This window comes from Cupriavidus sp. HPC(L) (assembly GCF_000307735.3).
In the GTDB taxonomy this organism is placed as follows: domain Bacteria; phylum Pseudomonadota; class Gammaproteobacteria; order Burkholderiales; family Burkholderiaceae; genus Cupriavidus.
In genome coordinates this window covers 1-19,925 of sequence record NZ_AMPR02000301.1, presented here as the reverse complement: position 1 = coordinate 19,925, position 19,925 = coordinate 1, and the positions used below count along the sequence as shown (strand labels likewise).

Here is a 19,925-nt window from a genome sequence, read left to right as displayed (position 1 = left end):
ATTCATTCCGTATAACAGGGGCAAAAAATGAAAGCGTGGTTGGCAGGTCTGGGGGCATTGGCGGCGGCAGGCCTGAGCGGCTGCGCCGTCTACCCGGCGCCGGTGGATGCCGGCGTCACGGTTGGCGTGGGGGCGCCCGTCTATGTCGCGCCGCCGCCGGTGGTGGTCGCTCCGCGGCCTTACTACTACGGCTATCCGTATCGCGGCTATCACCGAGGCTATTACCGCGGCGGGCACGGCCACTGGCATGGCCATGGACGCGGGCACTGGCGCTGATACCGGAAGGGGGTGAATCGCAAGGGTGGCCGCCGTGGCCGGCAGGACGCCGCGATGCGAGCGGCTCAGATCTGTCCGTTCAGGCCGGCCCAGCTCGGCGCCAGCGTTTGCGGCACGTCGATCAGGTCGAGCACGCGGCCGATCGTATGGTCGACCAGCTGCGCGATGGTATCGGGCTTCTGATAGAACCCGGGCACCGGCGGAAAGACGATGCCGCCCATTTCGGTGACGGCCGTCATATTGCGCAGGTGCGCCAGATTCAGCGGCGTCTCGCGCACCATCAGCACCAGCTTGCGGCGCTCCTTCAGCGTGACGTCGGCCGCGCGGGTGATCAGGTTGTCGGACAGGCCGTGCGCGATCGCGGCAAGCGTGCGCATCGAACACGGCGCGATCACCATCGCGTGCGCCCGGAACGAACCGCTGGCGATGGTCGCGCCGATATCGCGCACGTTGTGCACCACGTCGGCCAGGGCCTCGGCCTCGGCCTTGCCGATGTCGAGCTCGTGCTGCAGGTTCATCACGCCCGCCGGCGAGATCAGCAGATGCGTTTCGACATCGGCGACCGCGCGCAGTACCTGCAGCAGGCGCACGCCATAGACGGCACCGGTGGCGCCGGTGATCGCGACGATCACGCGCCGTGGCGCGGCGGCAGGCCCGGCGCTCATCGCGGTTTCCAGGACGTCAGCCCTTCAGCAGCGTTTGCAGCTCGCCGCTCTGGTACATCTCCATCATGATGTCCGAGCCGCCGACGAACTCGCCGTTGACGTAGAGCTGCGGAATGGTCGGCCAGTTGGCGTATTCCTTGATGCCCTGGCGGATGCCGTCGTCTTCCAGCACGTTGACCGTCATCGGCGCGTCGACGCCGCAGGCCTTCAGGATCTGGATCGCGCGGCCCGAGAAGCCGCACATCGGAAACTGCGCCGTGCCCTTCATGAACAGCACGACGGGATGGCCCTTGACGATCTGGTCGATCTTTTGTTGCACGTCACTCATGATTTTCGCTTCGGAAGAGGGGCGCTGAGGCGAACCGCGCGCCATGGAGTCGGAGACGCGCGCCGGCCGATGGCATGAAAAGCCGAACGGTGGCGCGCGGGATCGGGACGATTCTACCGGATTCGGACCACCGCTTCAGGCCTTGGACCCAGTGCCGGCGGTGTCGACATCGGCATCGCCGCCCGCCCAGCGGCCGCCGCTGCAGCGTTCGTTGCCGCCCAGGTCGCGCTCGGTGAAGACCTCGCCAAAGCCCGCGTCGCGCAGCAGTTGCCGGGCGGCGTCGCCCTGGTCGAAGCCATGTTCCATCAGCAGCCATCCGCCCGCTTGCAGGTGCGGGCCGGCGCCCGCGACGATGGTGGCGAGGTCGGACAGCCCGTCGCCATGGTCGGTCAGCGCATCGACCGGTTCGAAGCGCAGATCGCCGCTGGACAGATGCGGATCGCCGGCCGCGATATAGGGCGGATTGCTGACGATCATGGTGAAGCGGGCGTCGGCAGGCAGCGCCGCATACCAATCCGATTCGAGGAAGACGACGTTGCCTGCCCCCAGCGCGGCCGCATTGGCGCGCGCGATGTCGAGCGCCGCGGGCGAGATGTCGGTCGCCCAGACCCGCGCATCGGGCCGTTCGCAGGCCAGCGTGACGGCGAGGATGCCCGAGCCGGTGCCGAGGTCCAGCACCCGCGGCGCCTGCGTGCCCGTCAGGCGGGCCAGCGCCGCCTGCACCGCGATCTCGGTGTCCGGACGCGGAATCAGCACCGCGGGACTGACACGGAACGGGCGGCCGTAGAACTCGCGCTCGCCGACCAGATAGGCCATCGGTTCGCCCGCCAGCCGCCGCGCGAACAGCGCGCCGAGCGCGGCGTGCTGAGCGGGGTCGAGCGGCTGCGTATCCCGCGTGATCAGCTGCGTGCGAGTGAGCCCCGTCACATGGGTCAGCAGCATCCGCGCTTCCAGCGCCGGCAGGCCGGCCTGGGTCATCGCGCCCAGCGCCTCGCGCAGCGTCGCCTGCGGCGGCAGGGTGCCGGACTGCAGCGGTGCGGAGGACGGGGAATCGTTCATTGGAATCGAGGCCATCAAAAAGACGAGAGCCCCGCCGGCACTGTGCCGTGGCGGGGCTCGGTACGGCGCGGGCGACGGCTTAGTTCTTGGTCGCTTCCTTGGCCTTGTCGGCGGTCTCGTTGACCGCGTTGCTGGCGGCGTCCTTGGCGTTCGCCATGGCGGCGGCCGCTTCGTCCTTGGCGCGCTCGGCGGCGGCGGACACGTCCGAAGCTGCGTTGCTGGCCGCGGCCTTGGCGGCGTCGGCGGCGGACTCGGCAGCCGCGGCAGCGTCGCTGGCCGCCGACTTCGCCGATTCGGCCGCGCTGGCCATCGCGCTATCGACGTTCGACGAGGCGGGGGCTTCATCCTTCTTGCCGCAAGCAGCCACTGCAGCGGTGACCATCAACAACGCAAGCAGTTTCTTCATGATTTCGTCCTTTTGTCCGTTTTTCGAGAAAAGACCCGCCCGGTATTTGTGCCGGGTTAGCCGTTTCCGATTATAGCGACCAACCATGTCGTTACCATGGCTGTTTCAGGCATTTACAAGAAATACAAGTATTTTGCCGGCGGAAAACAACCGTAGCGATTATGCCCACCGGCATTTACGCGTCTTCGCCGAGCGCAGCCAATTGGTCGGCCTGGTGCTCCGCCGCGAGCGCGCCGATCAGTTCGTCGAGGTCGCCGTCCATGATCATGTCGATCTTGTACAGCGTCAGATTGATCCGGTGGTCGGTCACGCGGCCCTGCGGAAAGTTGTAGGTGCGGATGCGGTCGCTGCGATCGCCCGAGCCGATCAGGTTGCGCCGCGTGGTGGCTTCCTTCGCCTGCGCCGCGCGCAACTGCATGTCCTTCAGACGCGCCGCGAGCACCTTCATCGCCTTGTCCTTGTTGCGATGCTGGCTGCGGTCGTCCTGGCATTCGACGACGATGCCGGTCGGCAGGTGGGTCAGCCGCACCGCCGAATCGGTCTTGTTGATGTGCTGGCCGCCGGCGCCCGAGGCGCGGAAGGTGTCGACGCGCAGATCGCCGGGATTGATTTCGATCTCGCCGAGTTCGTCGGCCTCGGGCATCACCGCGACCGTGCAGGCCGAGGTGTGAATGCGCCCCTGCGCCTCGGTGGCCGGCACGCGCTGCACGCGATGGCCGCCCGATTCGAACTTCAGCTTCGAGAACGCGGCATCGCCGGCGATGCGCACGATCACTTCCTTGTAGCCGCCCAGATCCGACGGCGACTCGCTCATGATCTCGACTTGCCAGCGCTGCCGCTCGGCATAGCGCGTGTACATGCGCAGCAGATCGCCGGCGAACAGCGCGCTTTCCTCGCCGCCGGTGCCGGCGCGGATTTCGAGGATCAGGTTGCGGTCGTCGTTGGGGTCCTTCGGCAGCAGCAGCGTCTGCAGGCTGGCCTCCAGTTCTTCGAGCTTCGCGCGCGCGGCATCGATCTCGTCGCTGGCAAAGGCCTTCATCTCCGGGTCGTCGAGCAGCGCCTGCGCGGTGGCCAGATCGTCCTGGGCCTGCCGGTAATGCGCATATTGCTCGGCCACGGGCGACAGCTCGGCATGCTCGCGCGTCAGCTTGCGGTACTGCTCCATGTTCGCGGTCGCGTCTTCGCGCGCGAGCAGGGCGTTGACTTCGTCGAGGCGCTCGGCCAGTTGGTCGAGCTTGGCTTGCATGCTGGCTTTCATCGGAATCCGGGTTGGCGTTCTTCGGGCGGCGTCTTTGGGCGGCGTCCTGGAGCGGCGTGCTGGTGCTGAGCGGCTGTGCAGGCGGATGCCGCGCTGGCGTGGCGCGGTGATGCGGACGACGACCTTGGCGCGAAGGCGCGGACGCTGCCCGCGAGCGGCTAGCGCTCGGAGTGGCTGCTGTGGCGGAACAGGCCGGGGACCAGGCGCAGCAGCGCGTCGCGGTCCTCTCCCTGGGTGTGGTTCAGCGCGTGGGTTGGGCCGTGCAGGAACTTGCGGGTCAACGCGCCGGACAGCGCCTCCAGCACGGCCTCGGGATCGTCGCCGCGCGCCAGCATCTTGCGCGCGCGATCCAGCTCCGCCTGGCGCATCGCCTCGCCGTTGGCCTGCAATTCGCGGATCACCGGCACCACGCTGCGCGTCTCCAGCCAGTGCATGAAGTGCTGCACGCGGGTTTCGATGATCGCTTCGGCCTGCGCCACCGCGGCCTGCCGCATCGCGTTGCCTTCGCGCACGATCGCGCCGAGGTCGTCGACGGTGTACAGGAAGACGTCGTCGAGCCGCGCCACTTCGGGCTCGACATCGCGCGGCACGGCGAGGTCGACCATCATGATCGGCCGGTGCTTGCGCTGCTTGACCGCACGCTCGACCGCGCCCAGACCGATGATCGGCAGCGAGCTGGCGGTGCTGGAGACGACGATGTCGAACTCGTGCAGCCGCGATCCCAGGTCGGACAGGCGGATGGCCTCGGTATTGAGGCCCTGCGCCGCGAGTTGCTCGGCCAGCTTTTCGCCGCGCTCGACCGTGCGGTTGGCGACGACGATCTGGCGCGGGCTCTGCGCGGCGAAATGGGTCGCGCACAGCTCGATCATCTCGCCCGCGCCGATGAACAGCACGCGCTGGCCGGAAATGCTCTCGAAGATCCGTTGCCCCAGCCGCACCGCGGCCGCCGCCATCGACACCGAATGCGCGCCGATCTCGGTCTGGCCGCGCACTTCCTTGGCGACCGCGAAGGTGCGCTGGAACAGCTGGTTCAGATAGGTGCCGAGCGTGCCGGCCTCGCCGGCGGTACGCACCGCATCCTTCATCTGGCCAAGGATCTGCGTCTCGCCCAGCACCATCGAATCGAGGCCGCTGGCGACGCGGAAGGCGTGGCGCACCGCCTCGGACTGCGGCAGCGCGTACAGATGCGGGGCCAGCTCGCCGGCGGGGATGTTGTGGTGTTGCGACAGCCAGCGCAGCGTGTGATCGAAGCCCTCGGAGCCGGACAGCACCAGGTCGGTGGCGCAATAGATCTCGGTCCGGTTGCAGGTCGACAGGATCGCCGCCTCGGTGCCGCGCTTGCCGGCCAACTGAGAGCGCAGCGCCCCCAGCGCCGGCTTGATCTGCTCGAGCGGAAACGCCACCCGCTCGCGAAGCGAGACGGGCGCCGTATTGTGATTGATTCCGATGGCGAGCAGTTGCATGGTTGGGGACTTTTCGCTGTCCGGCTCGCGGGCCGTTCCGGCCTCGCGCCAGCTTTGCCTGCGCTGGGCATGGCGGCGCGCACACTGGCCATTCAGGGCCGGGCCGAGCGCCGCCGGGACGGCTTGCATTATACCGTCCGGGCGCGATCCTTGCGTTCGCGGCCCGGCCGAGGCTATCGGGAGTCGGCCGGCGCTGTGACTTGAGTTATCGTTACGCCGCTGCCGCCACGGGTGGCGGGCGGGTCAGGTCGATGGTCGAACAAAGGAAGCGGGCGATGCTGGGGACGTTCTTGGTGGGCATGGTGGTCGGGCTGGTGGCGCGGGCGATGCATCCGCGCGGCCCGGTACTGACCGTCGCGATGGCGCTGCTGCTGGGCGGCGTCGGCGCGCTCGCCAGCTTCTACCTGGGCCGGGCGCTGCGCTGGTTCATCGACGGCCAGCTGAGCGGCTGGACCGCCGCGATTCTCGGCGCCGCGCTGCTGGTCGGGCTGGGCGGACTGTTCGCGCGGCGCGGGCGCTGAGCGCCCAACCTCACCGCAGCGCCGCCAGCAGCCGCCGGATCACGCCCTCCGAGTAGTGGCTGGCCACCTCGGCGAGGAACGCCGGGAAATCGACATGGGCGCTGTCGTCCGCCCGATCCGACACGGTCCGCATGACCGCGTGCGGTACGCCGTATTCGTGGCAGACCTGACCGACCGCCGCCCCTTCCATTTCGACCGCCAGCAGGCCGGGCAGCCGCGCCCGCAGCTCCGCCACCGTGGTCGGCGCCCCGATGAACTGATCGCCGCTGGCGATCATGCCCAGATGCAGGCGTGGCGCGGCGACGCCCGCAGTGTCGCCCGCAGTGAGGTCCGCAGTGACGCCAAAACGGGCACGAGTGGCGGCCGGCACGGCGGTGGCCAGATCTTCCGCCAGGAAGGCCTGCGCGGCGTCGCGCAGCGCGGCTGTCAGCGCCGGATCGGTCGGGAATTCGTCCCGGCCCAGCAGCGGCACCTGATGGCGCGGGAACAGCGGACGCGCGTCCATGTCGTGCTGGAGCGTCCGATCGGCGATCACCAGATCGCCGACCTGCACGCCGGCCCCGATTCCGCCCGCCAGCCCGGTGAAGACGACGCCGTCGACCCCGAATTCGCGGATCAGCGTCACCGTGGTCGCCGCGGCGGCCACCTTGCCGACCCGCGCCAGCACCACCACGCAGCGCTGCCCGTACAGCTCGCCCACGTAGTAGTCGCGCATGCCGATCCGATGCACGGTCGCGCGGGCATCGTCGTGGCGCATGGCGGCGATCAGGCCGTCGATTTCGTCGTGCAGGGCGGCGAGGATGCCGAGGGTCATGGCGTGCAGGTATCGAAACGAGATGGAGGACGGTGCGGCCGAGCCGGCAGCCCGAGCCGCAAGCCGGGCCCTAAGCCGTAAGCCGTAAGCCCCAAGCCCCAAGCCCCAAGCCCCAAGCCCCAAGCCCCCGAGCCGGAAAAGCCGACAGCATACCGGCACCACCCGGTGCTTTGCTGGTTCGTGTCGCACCGCCTTTGATCGTGCGGTCGCCACGGCGCTTTGCTAGAGTGCAGCCAACGCCTTTCCGGAGCGCTGCCCAATCCATGCCCACCGATCGCCAAGCCCACCGTCTGAACATCCGGCATGCACAGCGGCGCGCGCTGGCGGACTGGTGCGCGCAGGGGCGGCTGGCGATGCCGCGAGCGCGCCAGGCTTGGATCGATACCGAGCCCGGGCCTGCCGACTGGCACCGCTGGCTGCAGCGGGCGCTGCTCGCGCTCGGCGTGGCGCTGCTGTGCGCCGGCGTGATCGTCTTTTTCGCCTTCAACTGGCAGGCCCTGCACAAGTTCACCCGCTTCGCCGTGCTTGCGGTGGTGATCAGCGCGCTGGCGGCGTTCGCCTGGCGCCGGCCCGACGGCGACGCGGCCGGCCGTGCGGCGCTGTTCGCCGCGCAGATGATCACCGGGGCATTGCTGGCGGTGATCGGACAGGTCTACCAGACCGGCGCCGACGCCTGGCAACTGTTCGCCTGGTGGACGTTGTTGGCCGTGCCCTGGGCGCTGGCCGCGCACGCCCCGCCCCACTGGTGGCTGGTGGTGGGGCTGGCCAATGTCGCGCTGCTGCGCTTCTTCAGCGTCGAACTGGGCGCCGGCCTGCCGTTCACGCTGCTGTTCGGCGTCGAGGGCGGCAAGCTGGTCGGCCTGTGGCTGCTTGCCGCTGCCTTGCTGCAGCTCGCGCTATGGCTGGTCCTGTCGGCGCACGCGCCGCGTGTTGGCGTGCGAGGCCAGGGCGGCGTGCGGCTGCTGGCGGCGCTGGCTTGCGCGCATGCGGTCTGGCTCGGGCTCGGTGCGCTGTTCGGCGACCGCTTCGACGGTGCGATGCTGATCGTCGCGCTGGCCGCCGTGCTGGGACTGGGCGCCTGGTTCCGGCGGCGCAACGTCGATCTGCTCGTGCTGAGCGGGATTGCGCTGTCGCTGATCGCGCTGATCGTCGGGGGACTCGGCCGTCTGCTGTTCGAGGCCGGCGCGGAATTCGGCGGCTTCCTGCTGCTCGGCCTGCTGACAATCGGCCTGTCGGCCGTGTCGGCGACGTGGCTGATGCGTTTGCATCGCGATCATGCGGAGGGGCCCATCGATACGTTCGCCGACGCGTCCACCGACAGCTCCACCGATAGCACCACCGCCACGTTCGCCGAACGGCCGCCGTCGCGTCAGCGGAGCGGGACGGTGCAACCGTCAACGGCGGTGCAGGCGCTGTGGCGCGCGCTGGCCGCGGAAGGCGCGGTCGAAGGGCACCCGCCCGCCGAGACCGATGCACCATGGTCCGTGCGGCTGTTGACCGGCATGGCCGGATGGCTCGGCGCGGTGTTCTTCCAGCTGTTCCTGCTCGGCACCGTGTTCGTCGCCGCGCGCGAGAACAGCGGGGCCATTCTCGTCTGCGGACTGGCGCTGATCGCACTGGCCGCGCTGCTGTACCGGCGCCGCGCGGGCCATACCGGCTTCGAGCAATTCGCGTTGGCCAGCAGCCTGACCGGGCAAGGGCTGGCGTTTTATGCCGCCGCCGACCTGCTCGGCCGCGCCCGCGCCGTGGAGACCGCTGCGTTCTGGTGCGGGGTCGCGGCCTGCGAGATGCTGCTCTATGCGGCGATCGGCAATCGGCTGCATCGCTTGTTGTGCGCGCTTGCGGCGATGGTGTCGGTGGCGATGGCGTTGACCATCGCCATCGCGATGGGACCGTCCACACCCTGGCAGGCGATGGGATGGGCGCTGGTCTGGCTGGCGCCGGTCGCCGCGCTGAAGGCGACGCTGTTCGCGACCACCGAGGGACGGCTTGCCGCGCTCGGGCGACATCACTGGCTCGCCCCGGCCGCGGGTGCCTTGCTGCTTTGCAGCCTGCTCGGCGCGCTGATCGTGACGGGCATCGGCCATCCATTGGCCCTCTTCACCGAACCGGCGGCACGCGGCGTGCCGCATTGGCTGGCGGGCGCGCTGTTTGCGGTGCTGCTGGTCGGCTTTGGCATCGCCGAAACGGCCCGGCTGCAACGATCGCTCCGCCGGCGCGCCGGGGTCGGCGGTGTGCTGGCGCTCTGTGCCGCGCTGATGATCGGCGCTCCCGCCGTGGTGGCGGGCGTGCTGGCGACCGGGCTGGCCTTGCGGCGGGCGTCCCTGACCTGGCTCGGACTGGGCCTTGCGACGATCGGGCTCGGTTTCATCTGGTACTACAGCGCGCTGCACTGGACGCTGGCGATCAAGTCGGCAACGCTGTTAGCGGCCGGTATCGTTGTGCTGGCGGCACGCGCGTGGCTGACCCGGCCCCGGTCCGCGCTCGGTGCGGCCGACATCGCAGAGGAGGGCAGCCGATGAAACGCTGGATCGCGATTGCCTGGGCGCTGACGCTCGCGGTCGCCGGCGCCGGCGTGATCGGCAACGAGCGGCTGCTCGCGCGCGGCGATGTGGTGCTGTTGCGGCTGGCGCCGGTCGATCCGCGCTCGCTGATGCAGGGCGACTATATGGCGCTGAACTTCGCCATCGGCGCGCCGATCCTGCGCGCGCTGGAGACGACTGACGACCGTATCCGCACCGCGGTGGTCCGGCTCGATGCGCACGGCGAGGGCAGCTTCGTGCGGCTGCATCGCGGCGAACCACTGGTCGCCGGCGAACACCTGCTGCGCTTCCAGTTGCGACCGTCGCGCTGGGGGACGGACCAGGTCCAGATCTCGACCGATGCCTTCTTCTTCCAGGAGGGCCACGCGCGTCGATACGAGGGCGCGCAATTCGGCGCCTTTCGCGTCGATGCGGACGGCCAGGCGCTGCTGGTCGAGCTGCGCGACGCGGCAGGGCATCCGCTGTGAGCGCGCGGCCGTCCGCCGCGCTGGTGGTCGGCTGCACCGCGCTGTCGATGCTCGCCTTCGCCGGCAACTCGCTGCTGTGCCGGCTGGCGCTGCGGGACACCACCATCGATGCGGCCAGCTTCACCACCGTGCGGCTGCTGTCGGGCGCCATCATGCTGTGGGTGCTGGTGCAACTGCGTGGTGGCGCTTCGCGCGCGCCTGAGGCAACGCTAACGACTGAGGCATCGAGCGGCAACTGGCACTCGGCGCTGGCGCTGTTCGCCTACGCGATCCTTTTCTCGTACGCCTACGCTCAGCTATCGGCGGCCACCGGCGCGCTGCTGCTGTTCGGCGCGGTGCAGGTGACCATGATCGGCCGCGGACTGTGGCTCGGCGAACGGCCTCATCTCGTGCAGACGGCCGGGTATCTGATCGCCGTCGCGGGACTGATCGGCATGCTGCTGCCGGGCCTGTCCGCGCCACCGCTGCTTGGTGCGCTGCTGATGATCGCGTCCGGCGCGGCGTGGGGCATCTATTCGATCCGCGCCAAGGGCGCACGCGATCCGGTGCGCGCCAATGCCGGCAACTTCCTGCGCGCCTCGGTTTGCTGCCTGCCGATCTATCTCGCCGCGCTGCCCTGGGCCAGCCACGATGCCGAAGGGATGCTGTACGCGGTACTGTCCGGCGCGATCGCCTCGGCGCTCGGCTACGCCATCTGGTATGTCGCGCTGCGGGGTTTGACGGTGACTACCGCTGGACTGGTGCAACTCAGCGTGCCGGTGATTGCGGCGGCGGGTGGGGTGTTGCTGTTGGGTGAGGCGGTGACGTGGCGGTTGGTGGTGGCGTCGGTCGCCGTGCTCGGGGGCGTGGGCCTGGCGATCGCCTATCGTCGTTCCGAACTGCCTCGATAAACCAACGCGTCTGCGGCTCAGACAGGACGCAACGCCTCCAACATGATGTCCGCCAGCCGCTGCGAAACCTCGGAGGCCGGGCCCGGCGCGCGCAGCAGCATCAGGGGCATCTTGCCCAGAGGCGGCAGCCCATCGGCAGGCCCAAGTTGACGCAGCGAGGCGGGCAAGCCGTAAGGCGTGCGCACGACCAGGCCGAGACCGGCGGCCGCTGCCGCCCATAGGCCGCCGAGGTTTGGACTGGTGAACGATACGCGCCACGGAATGCCGGCGCGATCGAGCGCGGTGGTGGCGGCGTCGTGGAAATGGCAGGGCCGATCGAACACCGCCAATGGGACGGGTTCCCCGGGATCGAGGCGCCAGGGCAGCGAGGCCGGTCCGACCCAGCACATCTGCGGTTCGCCAACCACCGTGATATCGGCGCCCGGCGCTCTTGCCGCGGCGGCGCCATTCGTACCGCCCCACACCAGCGCCAGATCGAGCGTGCGCGCCTGGATGCGGGCGAACAGATCGTGATTGCGTGCCACCATCGCCTCGACTCGCACCTTCGGATGCGCGCGCGCAAACCGGCCCAACACCTCGGGCAGCGTCGCCTCGCCGAACTCTTCCTGCAGTCCCAATCGCACACCGCCGGACAGATCGACACCGCGCACCGCCGCGGCGGCCTCGTCGTTCAACGCGACCATCCTGCGTGCATAGCCGAGCAGCAGATTGCCGGCCTCGGTCAGTTCCAGCGTCCTGCCCGCCTTGCGAAACAGTGGTGTGCCGACCATGTCCTCGAGCTTGTGGATCTGCGCGCTGACGGCGGAGGTCGAGCGGCCGACCTGATCGGCCGCGCGGGCAAAGCTGCCTAGGTCGACGCCGGCGACAAGGCTGCGCAGCGCGGCGATGTCCAGATTCAGTGCCATGAGAATCGTCCGGAAATTCAAAACAATCGGTTCAAAACTTTCCGATTTTCATGATGAATGGTCGTTGGAATACTGGCGATCCGTCAACTGCCCGATCGGAGAGCCGTTGTGGCCGAATCCGCTTGCTTGTCCCGTCCTGCCCGTCTTTCCGGCCCTGGTGCCGAACCGATTGCCACCTTCGCCGCTTCACATCGCTGGAAAGTGCTGGGCGTCGGCGTGGCCGCCAACGCCAGCTTCATCGCCGCCGCCAACGGGTTGCCGGCCACCGCGGTATGGCTGCGCAGCGCTTACCACCTCGATAACGCGGGGCTCGGCTTGCTGCTCGGCGCGTTGGGCGTCGGCGCCGCGCTGTCGGAGTTGCCATGGGGCGCGGCGGCCGATCGCTGGGGCGACCGTCGCGTGCTGCTGTACGGCCTCGGCGCCACGGCGCTGACGCTGGCGATCATGGCGCTGTTTCTGGCGCCGACGGCGGACCGCGTGCCGCCGCTGTGGATGGCGATGGCCTGCATGGCGCTGCTGGGGCTGGCGGGCGGCAGCGTCAATGGCGCCAGCGGACGCGCGGTGATGCGATGGTTCGCCGAGGGCGAGCGCGGCCTGGCGATGAGCATCCGCCAGACCGCGGTGCCGCTTGGTGGCGGGTTGGGGGCCCTGGTGCTGCCATGGCTCGCGGTGGCTGCGGGCTTTCGCTGGGTGTACGCGGTGCTCGCCGCCTTCTGCGTGGCATCGGTCTGGCTGACCTGGCGCTGGCTGCACGAGCCGCCGCATGCCGATGCGCGCGCGGCCGTACGGCGCCATGCACACGGTGATGCGGGGCCGCTGCGCAGCGTACGCGTCTGGCGCATCGCGGCAGCGATCGGCATTCTGTGCGCGCCCCAATTTGCGATCCTCAGCTTCGCCTCGGTGTTCCTGCACGATGCCGCCCACGTCGGCGTGTCGGGCATCGCCGCGACGCTGTGCGCGGTGCAGGTCGGCGCGATGGCGATGCGGATCTGGAGCGGCCGCCATACCGATCGGCGTGGCAACCGCCGTGTCTGGCTGCGCCTTTGCACGATGGTCGCGACCTTGACGTTCGTGCCGCTCGCGCTGTGCGCGGCGATGGGAACCCGCGTGCCTGCGGCGCTGACGATGGTCGCGGTCGTGCTGGCAGGCATCGCCGTGTCCGCGTGGCATGGGGTCGCGTACACCGAGCTGGCCACGCAGGCCGGCGCAGAACGTGCCGGTACCGCCTTGGGGTTGGCCAATACGCTGGTCTTTGTCGCTTACTTCGTTGCGCCTTCGGCGATCCCGCAGCTGCTCGAACGCAGCGGCTGGACCGGTGTGTGGCTGGTTGCGGGCGCCTGTGCGGCGATGGCCTGGCCGCTGTTTCCGCGGGCGGGGAAGGACGTACAGGCCTGAGCGCTGAACGCTATTCCATCCGCTTCGGCAGCCCGGCAGCGAGGGCATCGACGGCGAGCCGTACCTTGCGCGCGAGATGCGGGGTGCGCAGCCAAAGTGCATAGGCGTCGTACAGGAAAGCCGGCTCGTCCAGGAACAGCCGCACCAGTGCACCGGCTTGGATCCGTTCACTGACGAGCCAGGAGGGAAGCCATGCGACCCCCATGCCGGCGGTCGCCGCGTCGGCAATCGCATCGAGGTCGTCGAGCTGCAGCCGGCCTGCCGGATGCCATTCCACCGGCGGCCCATCGTCGCGCGGGAACAACCATGGCGCCACCGGTCCGGAGCGGCGATAGACGATCGCATGGTGCTGGCGCAGGTCTTCGATTTGTTGCGGCTCGCCATGGCGATCGAGATAGGCCGACGAGGCGCAGACGATCATGCGCTGGCGAGCGATCCGGCGCGCGATGGTGTCGGCCCGGTCCTGCAGGCTTCCGGTGCGGATCGCGAGGTCGTAGCCGTCTTCCGCCAGGTCGATCAACCGGTCGCTGAACGACAGTTCCAGTTCCAGAGCCGGATATTGGCGTGCGAGCGCCAACAGAATCGGCATCGCGCAATGCCGGCCGAAATGCACCGGCATCGTGACGCGCAGCTTGCCGCGCGGCTCGGCCAATTGATCGGCCGCGAGGGCATCGGCGGCCTCGGCCTCGGCCAGGATCAGGCGGCAGCGTTCGTAATAGGCGCGGCCGAAGTCGGTCAGGCTCTGCCGGCGCGTGGTGCGGTTCAGCAGCCGCGTGCCGAGGCGCTCTTCGAGGAAGCGGACGTGCTTGCCGACCATCGGCCCCGTGATGCCCAGCGCGTCCGCGGCGGCGGCAAACGAGCCCAGATCGACGGCTTTGACGAACACAGCCATGCTGGTCAGGCGGTCCATGATTCGAAAGTATCGGTTTCGATCGTCGTGCCAGAGAGGCGATTTATCGGCTTGCTGCCGGAAATCATACTGGATTCGTCACAATCAATTTGGAGTAAATCCAGCCATGCAAACCGCTCGCGTCGTCCGTTTCCATCAAATCGGCGGCCCCGAAGTCCTGCGCATCGAACACGCCGAAGTACCGGAGCCGGGCCCCGGCGAGGTGCGGATTCGCGTCAAGGCGCTCGGTCTGAATCGCGCCGAGGCGTTGCTGCGGACCGGCCGCTATATCGAGACGCCGACTTTCCCGTCCGGCCTCGGCCTGGAAGCGGCGGGCGCGATCGAATCCGTGGGTCCGGGCGTGGACGGTCTTGCACCGGGCGACGCGGTCAGCGTGGTGCCGCCGAAATCGATGGTGCAATGGCCGACCTATGGCGAATGGATCCGCATGCCGGCCGCGCTGGTCGTCAAGCATCCGCCGTCGTTGAGCTGGGAAGGCGCCGCCGCGCTGTGGATGCCATACCTGACCGCGTATGGCGCGTTAATCGATGTCGCCGGACTCGGCAAGGGCGACGTCGTGGCGATCACCGCGGCATCCAGCAGCGTCGGCCTCGCAGCGATCCAGATTGCCAATATGGTTGGCGCCATTCCCATCGCGATCACGCGATCGTCGGCGAAGCGGGCGGCCTTGCTCGACGCCGGTGCGCGGCATGTCGTGGCCTCGGGCGAGGAAGACCTCGAGGCACGGCTGAAGGAGATAGCGGGCGAGCACGGCGTGCGCGTCGTGCTCGACGCGATCGGCGGCCCGATCTTCGAACCGCTGACGGCAGCGATGTCACGCGGCGGCATGCTGATCGAATACGGCGGCCTGAGCCCGTCGCCCACGCCGTTTCCGCTGTTCACGGTCTTGAGCAAATCGCTGACGCTGCGGGGGTATCTGGTGCACGAGACCATCGGCGATCCGGCGCGGCTGGCGGATGCAAAGGCGTTCATCGTGCGCGGACTCGACGAGGGGAAACTGCGGCCGACCATCGCCCGGACCTTTGCGTTCGACCAGATCGTCGAGGCGCATCGGTTTCTGGAGTCGAACGAGCAGTTTGGGAAGGTGGTGGTGAGGGTTTGAAGGGCGCTTTTTGGAAGAGATACGCTGCGAGTTGCGGCAATCTCCTCCGCTTCAAAACGCTCGTATCCCCAAGGAAGACGACCATGCGCATGCATAACCCCCCGCACCCTGGCGAGATCCTGCATGAGCTCTGGCTGGAGCCGCTGAAGCTGACCATCACCGAGGCGGCCGCTGCCTTGGACGTGTCGCGGAAAACGCTGTCCGAGATCGTCAACGGCCGTGCTTCCATCACGCCTGAAATGGCGGTACGGCTTGAAATGGCCTTCGGCAAGAGCGCGGAATCGTGGTTGGCGCATCAGGCCGCGTATGACCTGTGGCAGGTCGATCAGCGGCGCGATGGACTGCACGTGCGGCGGTTGAAGTCGGCCGCATGATGGCCGCCAACCCGTCAATTTCGTCTGCCCGCTATACTTCGACCTTCGTTAATCCCCACCGAGGTATTCGTCCCATGCGCCATTGATGCCGCCGTCGATATGACGGCCAGTCTCCACCAGCCCCTGCAGCAGGGGGAGTGCTTGGCATCCCTGGAATTGAAGCATGATGAATCCCTATCTCGCGCTCGAAAGCGTGTCCTACGCCCTGCCGGATGGCAGGACGCTTTTTTCCCAACTGAGCGAAACCTTCGACGATCGGCCCACCGGCCTCGTCGGGCGCAATGGCGTGGGCAAGAGCGTGCTCGCGCGCCTGCTAGCCGGGCAGTTGGAGCCGACCGGCGGACGTTGCGTGCGCTCCGGCAGCGTGTACTACCTCGCCCAGCAGGTGTCCCCTTCGGCCGATGCCACGGTAGCCAGTCTAGCCGGCGTACAACACACGCTCGAGGCGCTGCTGCGCATCGAGGCGGGCAGCAGTGCGCCGGAAGACTTCGATGCGGTTGGCGAGCGTTGGGATATCCGCGAGCGTTTGCGGCATGAACTGGAACGCCATGGCCTGGGTCATCTCGATGCCACTACGCCAGCGGGCAGTCTCAGCGGGGGCGAAGGGATGCGCGTGGCCTTGCTGGGCGCCATGCTGTCGGACGCTGACTTCCTGATCCTCGACGAGCCCAGCAACCATCTGGATCGTCCGAATCGGCAAGCGCTGATCGAACAATTGCGGCTCTGGCCGCGCGGGCTATTGATCGTCAGCCATGATCGCCAACTGCTCGAAGCGATGGAGCGGATCGTCGAGCTGTCGTCGCTCGGGCTGCACAGCTACGGCGGCAATTATTCGTTCTATGCCGAGACGAAGGCGCAGGAGCGGCTGAACGCCGCGCAACAGCTGGAACGGCGCAAGCTCGACCGCCAGCGGGAAGAACTTGCGCTACGCGAGCAACGCGAGCGGCAACAGCGAAGGCAGGCACGCGGGGACCGGCGCGGCAAGGAAGCGAATCAGGCGAAGATCCTGCTTGGTCGCCAGAAGGAGCGCAGCGAGAGTTCCGCTGGCAAATGGCGCCAACAGCAGGTCGACACGCTGCAGCAGCTCACCGAGCGCATTCGGGAAGCCGCGCAGGAACTCGAAAGCGAAGCGGCAATCAGCCTGCATTCGCTGCCCGTCCTGCAGGCAGCGCAGCGGCGCGTGGCGGAACTTGATGCGGTGGAACTGCCGTTCGTATCGGAAGCCGCGCGCCGGATCAGTCTGGTCCTGACGGGGCAGCAGCGCGTCGGCGTGGTCGGCCCCAACGGTTGTGGCAAATCGACGTTGCTAAAGGTCATTGCCGGCCATCTCGCCCCGTTGGCCGGGACCTTCAGGGTGACCCGGGAGAGCGCCTATCTCGACCAGCGGTTGGCCAACCTGCATCCCGAGCAGTCGGTGCTGCAGCAGCTGATGGCGGTCAATCGCCGCGCCAGCGAAGGAGATCTGCGCATGCGGCTCGCGCATCTCGGTCTTGACGCACAGAAGATTGCCGCACCGACGGAATCCCTGAGCGGCGGGGAGCGGCTGAAGGCGGCACTGGCCTGCCTGCTCTATGCCGACGCGCCCCCGCAACTGCTATTGCTCGATGAACCGAGCAATCACCTCGACCTTCCATCGATCCAGGCGCTGGAGGCCATGCTGCGCAGCTATCGCGGCGCGCTGCTGGTGGTGTCGCATGACGATGGGTTCATGGACAACCTGGGGCTGACGGACCGGCTGGCCGTCAACGAAAGGGGCTGGCTGATGGAACCGTGGTGAATCCATCAGGCGCAGCCCCCTGGAGCAAACGCAGAACGACTTCGGAAGATCAGACGTTGAACAGGAAGTTCATCACATCCCCATCCTTGACCACATACTCCTTCCCTTCGGCTCGCATCTTGCCCGCTTCCTTGGCGCCTTGTTCGCCCTTGAAGGCGATGAAGTCCTCGAAGGCGATGGTTTGCGCGCGGATGAAGCCGCGTTCGAAGTCGGTGTGGATCACGCCGGCCGCCTTGGGAGCCGTGTCGCCGACGTGGATGGTCCAGGCGCGCACTTCCTTGACGCCGGCGGTGAAGTAGGTCTGCAGGCCCAGCAGCTTGAAGCCGGCGCGGATCACGCGGTCCAGGCCCGGTTCTTCCATGCCGAGGTCGGCCAGGAACACGGCCTTGTCCTCGTCCTCGAGGTCGGCAATTTCGGCCTCGATCGCGGCGCAGACGGCGACGACCGGTGACTTGGTCGTTTCGGCGTACTTGCGCACCGCGTCCAGATGCGGATTGTTCTCGAAACCGTCCTCGCGCACGTTGGCGACGTACATCGTCGGCTTGGCGGTGATCAGGCAGAACGGGCGCAGCGCGTCCCATTCTTCGGGCGCCAGGTCCAGCGTGCGCACGGCCTTGGCCTGGTCGAGCACGGCCTGGGCCTTCTCGAGCACGGCGACCAGCCGCTGCGCTTCCTTGTCCCCGGCGCGGGCCGGCTTGACGTAGCGGGCCAGCGCCTTTTCGACGGTGGCAAGGTCTGCCAGCGCCAGTTCGGTATTGATGACTTCGATATCGGACAGCGGATCGACCTTGCCGGCGACGTGGATCACGTTCGGATCCTCGAAGCAGCGCACTACGTGCGTGATGGCGTCGGTCTCGCGGATATTGGCCAGGAACTGGTTGCCCAGGCCTTCGCCCTTGGACGCGCCCGCCACCAGACCGGCGATGTCGACGAATTCGACCGTCGCCGGCACCACGCGCTCGGGCTTGACGATTTCGGCGAGGGCCTTAAGCCTCGGATCCGGCACTTCCACCACGCCGACATTGGGCTCGATGGTGCAGAACGGATAGTTTTCGGCGGCGATGCCGGCCTTGGTCAGGGCGTTGAACAGCGTGGACTTGCCGACGTTGGGCAGGCCGACGATGCCGCATTTGAGGCTCATGGTGTTCCGGGCGGTAAGCGATAGCAAAGCCGGTATTCTAGCGGATGGCCGTCCGTAAGCCCGCCCGTCCGCGCGGCGCGTACCAGGGGGCGCGCCGGCATGCCGGGTGAGTGCCGAGTGACCCATCAATGCCGCTGGCTATAATCGCCCCATGACCAGAGCCAGCGCGTCCACGCGGACCTCTTTTTCCCATTTCCAGATTGCCGTGGTCGGCGGCGGCATCGTCGGCAAGACTTGCGCGTTGCTGCTGGCGCAGCAGGGCATGCAGGTCGCGCTGATCGCGCCGCGGCCTGGAAACGGCGCGACGCCAGGGCCGGTGCCCGGTGAGGGCCAGTGGGACAGCCGCGTCTACGCGTTCTCGGCCAGCTCGCAGGCGCTGCTGAGCCGGCTGCGAATCTGGGAGGCGCTGGACCCGGCACGGATGCAGCCGGTGCGCGACATGCGGGTGTTCGGCGACGATACCGCGGCGCGGGACGACGCCGGCCTGACCGGCGATCTGCATTTCTCGGCCTACGCGGCCGCGGTGCCGGAGTTGGCGTGGATCATCGAATCGAGTCATGTCGAGCGCGTGCTCGACACCGCGCTGCGCTTCCAGCATCAGGTCCATTGGTATCAGCAGGCCGCCACCGGCTTCGAGCGCGACGAACTGGGTGTCACGCTGACGCTGGAAGACGGCGCGCGGGTCCGTGCCAACTGCGTGGTCGGGGCCGATGGCGCGCGCTCGTGGGTCCGTACTCAGTGCCATATCGGCGTCAGCACGCGGCGTTACCGGCAGTCGGGCGTGGTCGCGAACTTCGCCTGCGAGCTGCCGCATCACGCCACCGCGTGGCAGTGGTTCCTCGGCGCGCCGCCGAAGCTGCTGGCCGACGAGGAATCGTGCAACTGCGAAATCCTGGCGATGCTGCCGCTGCCCGGCAATTACCTGTCGATGGTGTGGTCGGCCGACGAGGCCCATGCGCGCGAATTGACCGCGCTGACGCCTGAGCAGCTGGCGCAGGCGGCGATGGACGCGGCCAGCGGCGCGGTCGGCCGCCAGTTCGGCGCGCTGCGTTGCGTGACGCCGGCGCAGGCCTTCCCGCTGGTGCTGCAGCATGCCGAGTGCGTGGTGCAGCCGCATGTCGTGCTGGTCGGCGACGCCGCCCACGTCGTGCACCCGCTGGCCGGGCAGGGCATGAATCTCGGCTTGCGCGATGTCGCGGAACTTGGCCGCGTGATGGCCGCCAAAGAGTCGTTCCGCGACGAAGGCGATCTGCGTCTGCTGCGCCGCTACGAGCGCGCGCGCGCCACCGACCTGCTGTCGCTGACGGCGGCCACCGACGGCCTGCATCGGCTGTTTTCGTTGCAGGGCGGGCTGGCGCGGATGGTGCGCAATACCGGCATGCGGGCGGTGGGCGGCCAGGCGCTGCTCAAGCGCTTCCTGATCGGACGGGCGCTCGGCTGAGCGCCGGCGCCATCGAGGCGGTCCAGCCCGCGCAACAAACGCAACCGAAGTAGCCAACGCAGCCAACGCAACCGACGCCGCCAGCGCGCTGCACGCAGCCAACGCCGCCAATGCACCGAACCCATCCGCGGCCAAACCGCCCGGTCCACCCACATCCGAGCCAACCAGAACCCGGAGTCAATATGTCGTA

20 protein-coding genes are annotated in these 19,925 nt (G+C 68.3%); 10 read left to right on the top strand and 10 right to left on the bottom strand.

The annotated features are described in order from the left end of the window. The first annotated feature begins 27 nt into the window (after positions 1–27). Positions 28–276 carry a hypothetical protein gene (locus B551_RS16140; protein ID WP_023264537.1) on the top strand — a complete coding sequence of 83 codons (249 nt, stop codon included), beginning with the start codon at positions 28–30 and terminating at the stop codon, positions 274–276. 65 nt (positions 277–341) lie between these two features. Here B551_RS16140 and B551_RS16135 read toward each other — a convergent pair whose 3' ends face one another. The 6 genes from B551_RS16135 to hemA all read right to left on the bottom strand — a co-directional run bounded on the left by B551_RS16135 (position 342) and on the right by hemA (position 5,455). After that, positions 342–941 carry a UbiX family flavin prenyltransferase gene (locus tag B551_RS16135; RefSeq protein ID WP_006577773.1) on the bottom strand — a complete coding sequence of 200 codons (600 nt, stop codon included), beginning with the start codon at positions 939–941 and terminating at the stop codon, positions 342–344. Positions 942–957: 16 nt separating this feature from the next. Beyond that, a complete protein-coding gene (gene grxD / locus B551_RS16130) occupies positions 958–1,269 on the bottom strand; it encodes a Grx4 family monothiol glutaredoxin (protein ID WP_006577774.1) in 312 nt (103 codons plus the stop codon). Between the two features lie 135 nt (positions 1,270–1,404). Beyond that, the gene (gene prmC / locus B551_RS16125) at positions 1,405–2,328 is read right to left on the bottom strand and encodes a peptide chain release factor N(5)-glutamine methyltransferase (protein WP_006577775.1); all 924 of its coding nucleotides are present in this window, start codon (positions 2,326–2,328) and stop codon (positions 1,405–1,407) included. Positions 2,329–2,407: 79 nt separating this feature from the next. Further along, positions 2,408–2,734, bottom strand: coding sequence for a hypothetical protein (locus B551_RS16120; protein WP_006577776.1), 327 nt, complete (start codon positions 2,732–2,734; stop codon positions 2,408–2,410). Positions 2,735–2,909: 175 nt separating this feature from the next. Continuing rightward, positions 2,910–3,992, bottom strand: a complete 1,083-nt coding sequence (gene prfA / locus B551_RS16115; protein WP_006577777.1) for a peptide chain release factor 1 — start codon at positions 3,990–3,992, stop codon at positions 2,910–2,912. 158 nt (positions 3,993–4,150) lie between these two features. Beyond that, on the bottom strand, positions 4,151–5,455 hold the full coding sequence (gene hemA, locus B551_RS16110; protein ID WP_006577778.1) for a glutamyl-tRNA reductase: 1,305 nt from the start codon (positions 5,453–5,455) through the stop codon (positions 4,151–4,153). A 275-nt stretch (positions 5,456–5,730) separates the two neighbouring features. On the opposite strand from hemA, the gene B551_RS16105 reads away from it, so the two are divergent. Continuing rightward, a complete protein-coding gene (locus tag B551_RS16105; RefSeq protein ID WP_023264535.1) occupies positions 5,731–5,976 on the top strand; it encodes a hypothetical protein in 246 nt (81 codons plus the stop codon). Positions 5,977–5,986: 10 nt separating this feature from the next. Here B551_RS16105 and B551_RS16100 read toward each other — a convergent pair whose 3' ends face one another. Continuing rightward, the gene (locus tag B551_RS16100) at positions 5,987–6,790 is read right to left on the bottom strand and encodes a 5'-methylthioadenosine/adenosylhomocysteine nucleosidase (protein WP_023264534.1); all 804 of its coding nucleotides are present in this window, start codon (positions 6,788–6,790) and stop codon (positions 5,987–5,989) included. Positions 6,791–7,053: 263 nt separating this feature from the next. On the opposite strand from B551_RS16100, the gene B551_RS27345 reads away from it, so the two are divergent. Genes B551_RS27345 through B551_RS16080 form a run of 3 tightly spaced genes read left to right on the top strand, consistent with a single transcriptional unit; the run spans position 7,054 to position 10,690 of the window. Continuing rightward, complete coding sequence (locus B551_RS27345) at positions 7,054–9,312, top strand: DUF4401 domain-containing protein (protein ID WP_006577995.1); 2,259 nt, start codon at positions 7,054–7,056, stop codon at positions 9,310–9,312. Beyond that, entirely contained in the window at positions 9,309–9,800 is a 492-nt protein-coding gene (locus B551_RS16085) for a GDYXXLXY domain-containing protein (protein WP_006577994.1), read from the top strand. The genes B551_RS27345 and B551_RS16085 overlap by 4 nt, the downstream gene beginning before the upstream one ends. Further along, positions 9,797–10,690 carry a DMT family transporter gene (locus B551_RS16080; RefSeq protein WP_006577993.1) on the top strand — a complete coding sequence of 298 codons (894 nt, stop codon included), beginning with the start codon at positions 9,797–9,799 and terminating at the stop codon, positions 10,688–10,690. The genes B551_RS16085 and B551_RS16080 overlap by 4 nt, the downstream gene beginning before the upstream one ends. Before the next feature lie 17 nt (positions 10,691–10,707). On the opposite strand, the gene B551_RS16075 is transcribed toward B551_RS16080, so the two are convergent. Next, positions 10,708–11,595, bottom strand: a complete 888-nt coding sequence (locus B551_RS16075) for a LysR substrate-binding domain-containing protein (protein ID WP_043440239.1) — start codon at positions 11,593–11,595, stop codon at positions 10,708–10,710. Positions 11,596–11,652: 57 nt separating this feature from the next. On the opposite strand from B551_RS16075, the gene B551_RS16070 reads away from it, so the two are divergent. Beyond that, on the top strand, positions 11,653–12,990 hold the full coding sequence (locus tag B551_RS16070; protein ID WP_083492627.1) for an MFS transporter: 1,338 nt from the start codon (positions 11,653–11,655) through the stop codon (positions 12,988–12,990). Between the two features lie 10 nt (positions 12,991–13,000). On the opposite strand, the gene B551_RS16065 is transcribed toward B551_RS16070, so the two are convergent. Further along, on the bottom strand, positions 13,001–13,900 hold the full coding sequence (locus tag B551_RS16065; RefSeq protein WP_023264531.1) for a LysR family transcriptional regulator: 900 nt from the start codon (positions 13,898–13,900) through the stop codon (positions 13,001–13,003). A gap of 106 nt (positions 13,901–14,006) precedes the next feature. On the opposite strand from B551_RS16065, the gene B551_RS16060 reads away from it, so the two are divergent. The 3 genes from B551_RS16060 (at position 14,007) to B551_RS16050 (ending at position 17,153) form a co-directional block, all read left to right on the top strand. Next, positions 14,007–15,002, top strand: coding sequence for a zinc-dependent alcohol dehydrogenase family protein (locus B551_RS16060; protein ID WP_006577989.1), 996 nt, complete (start codon positions 14,007–14,009; stop codon positions 15,000–15,002). Positions 15,003–15,091: 89 nt separating this feature from the next. Then, positions 15,092–15,376 (top strand): HigA family addiction module antitoxin, encoded by a 285-nt coding sequence (locus tag B551_RS16055; RefSeq protein ID WP_371259318.1) that lies wholly within the window; start codon positions 15,092–15,094, stop codon positions 15,374–15,376. A 163-nt stretch (positions 15,377–15,539) separates the two neighbouring features. Next, entirely contained in the window at positions 15,540–17,153 is a 1,614-nt protein-coding gene (locus tag B551_RS16050) for an ABC-F family ATP-binding cassette domain-containing protein (protein WP_006577987.1), read from the top strand. A gap of 49 nt (positions 17,154–17,202) precedes the next feature. Here the strand turns inward: B551_RS16050 and ychF are convergent, their stop codons facing one another. Continuing rightward, positions 17,203–18,294: a redox-regulated ATPase YchF gene (gene ychF / locus B551_RS16045; protein WP_006577986.1), complete on the bottom strand. Its 1,092-nt coding sequence runs from the start codon at positions 18,292–18,294 to the stop codon at positions 17,203–17,205. A 151-nt stretch (positions 18,295–18,445) separates the two neighbouring features. Between ychF and B551_RS16040 the strand changes: the two genes are divergently transcribed. Next, a complete protein-coding gene (locus B551_RS16040; RefSeq protein WP_006577985.1) occupies positions 18,446–19,735 on the top strand; it encodes a UbiH/UbiF family hydroxylase in 1,290 nt (429 codons plus the stop codon). The last annotated feature ends 190 nt before the right edge of the window (positions 19,736–19,925 follow it).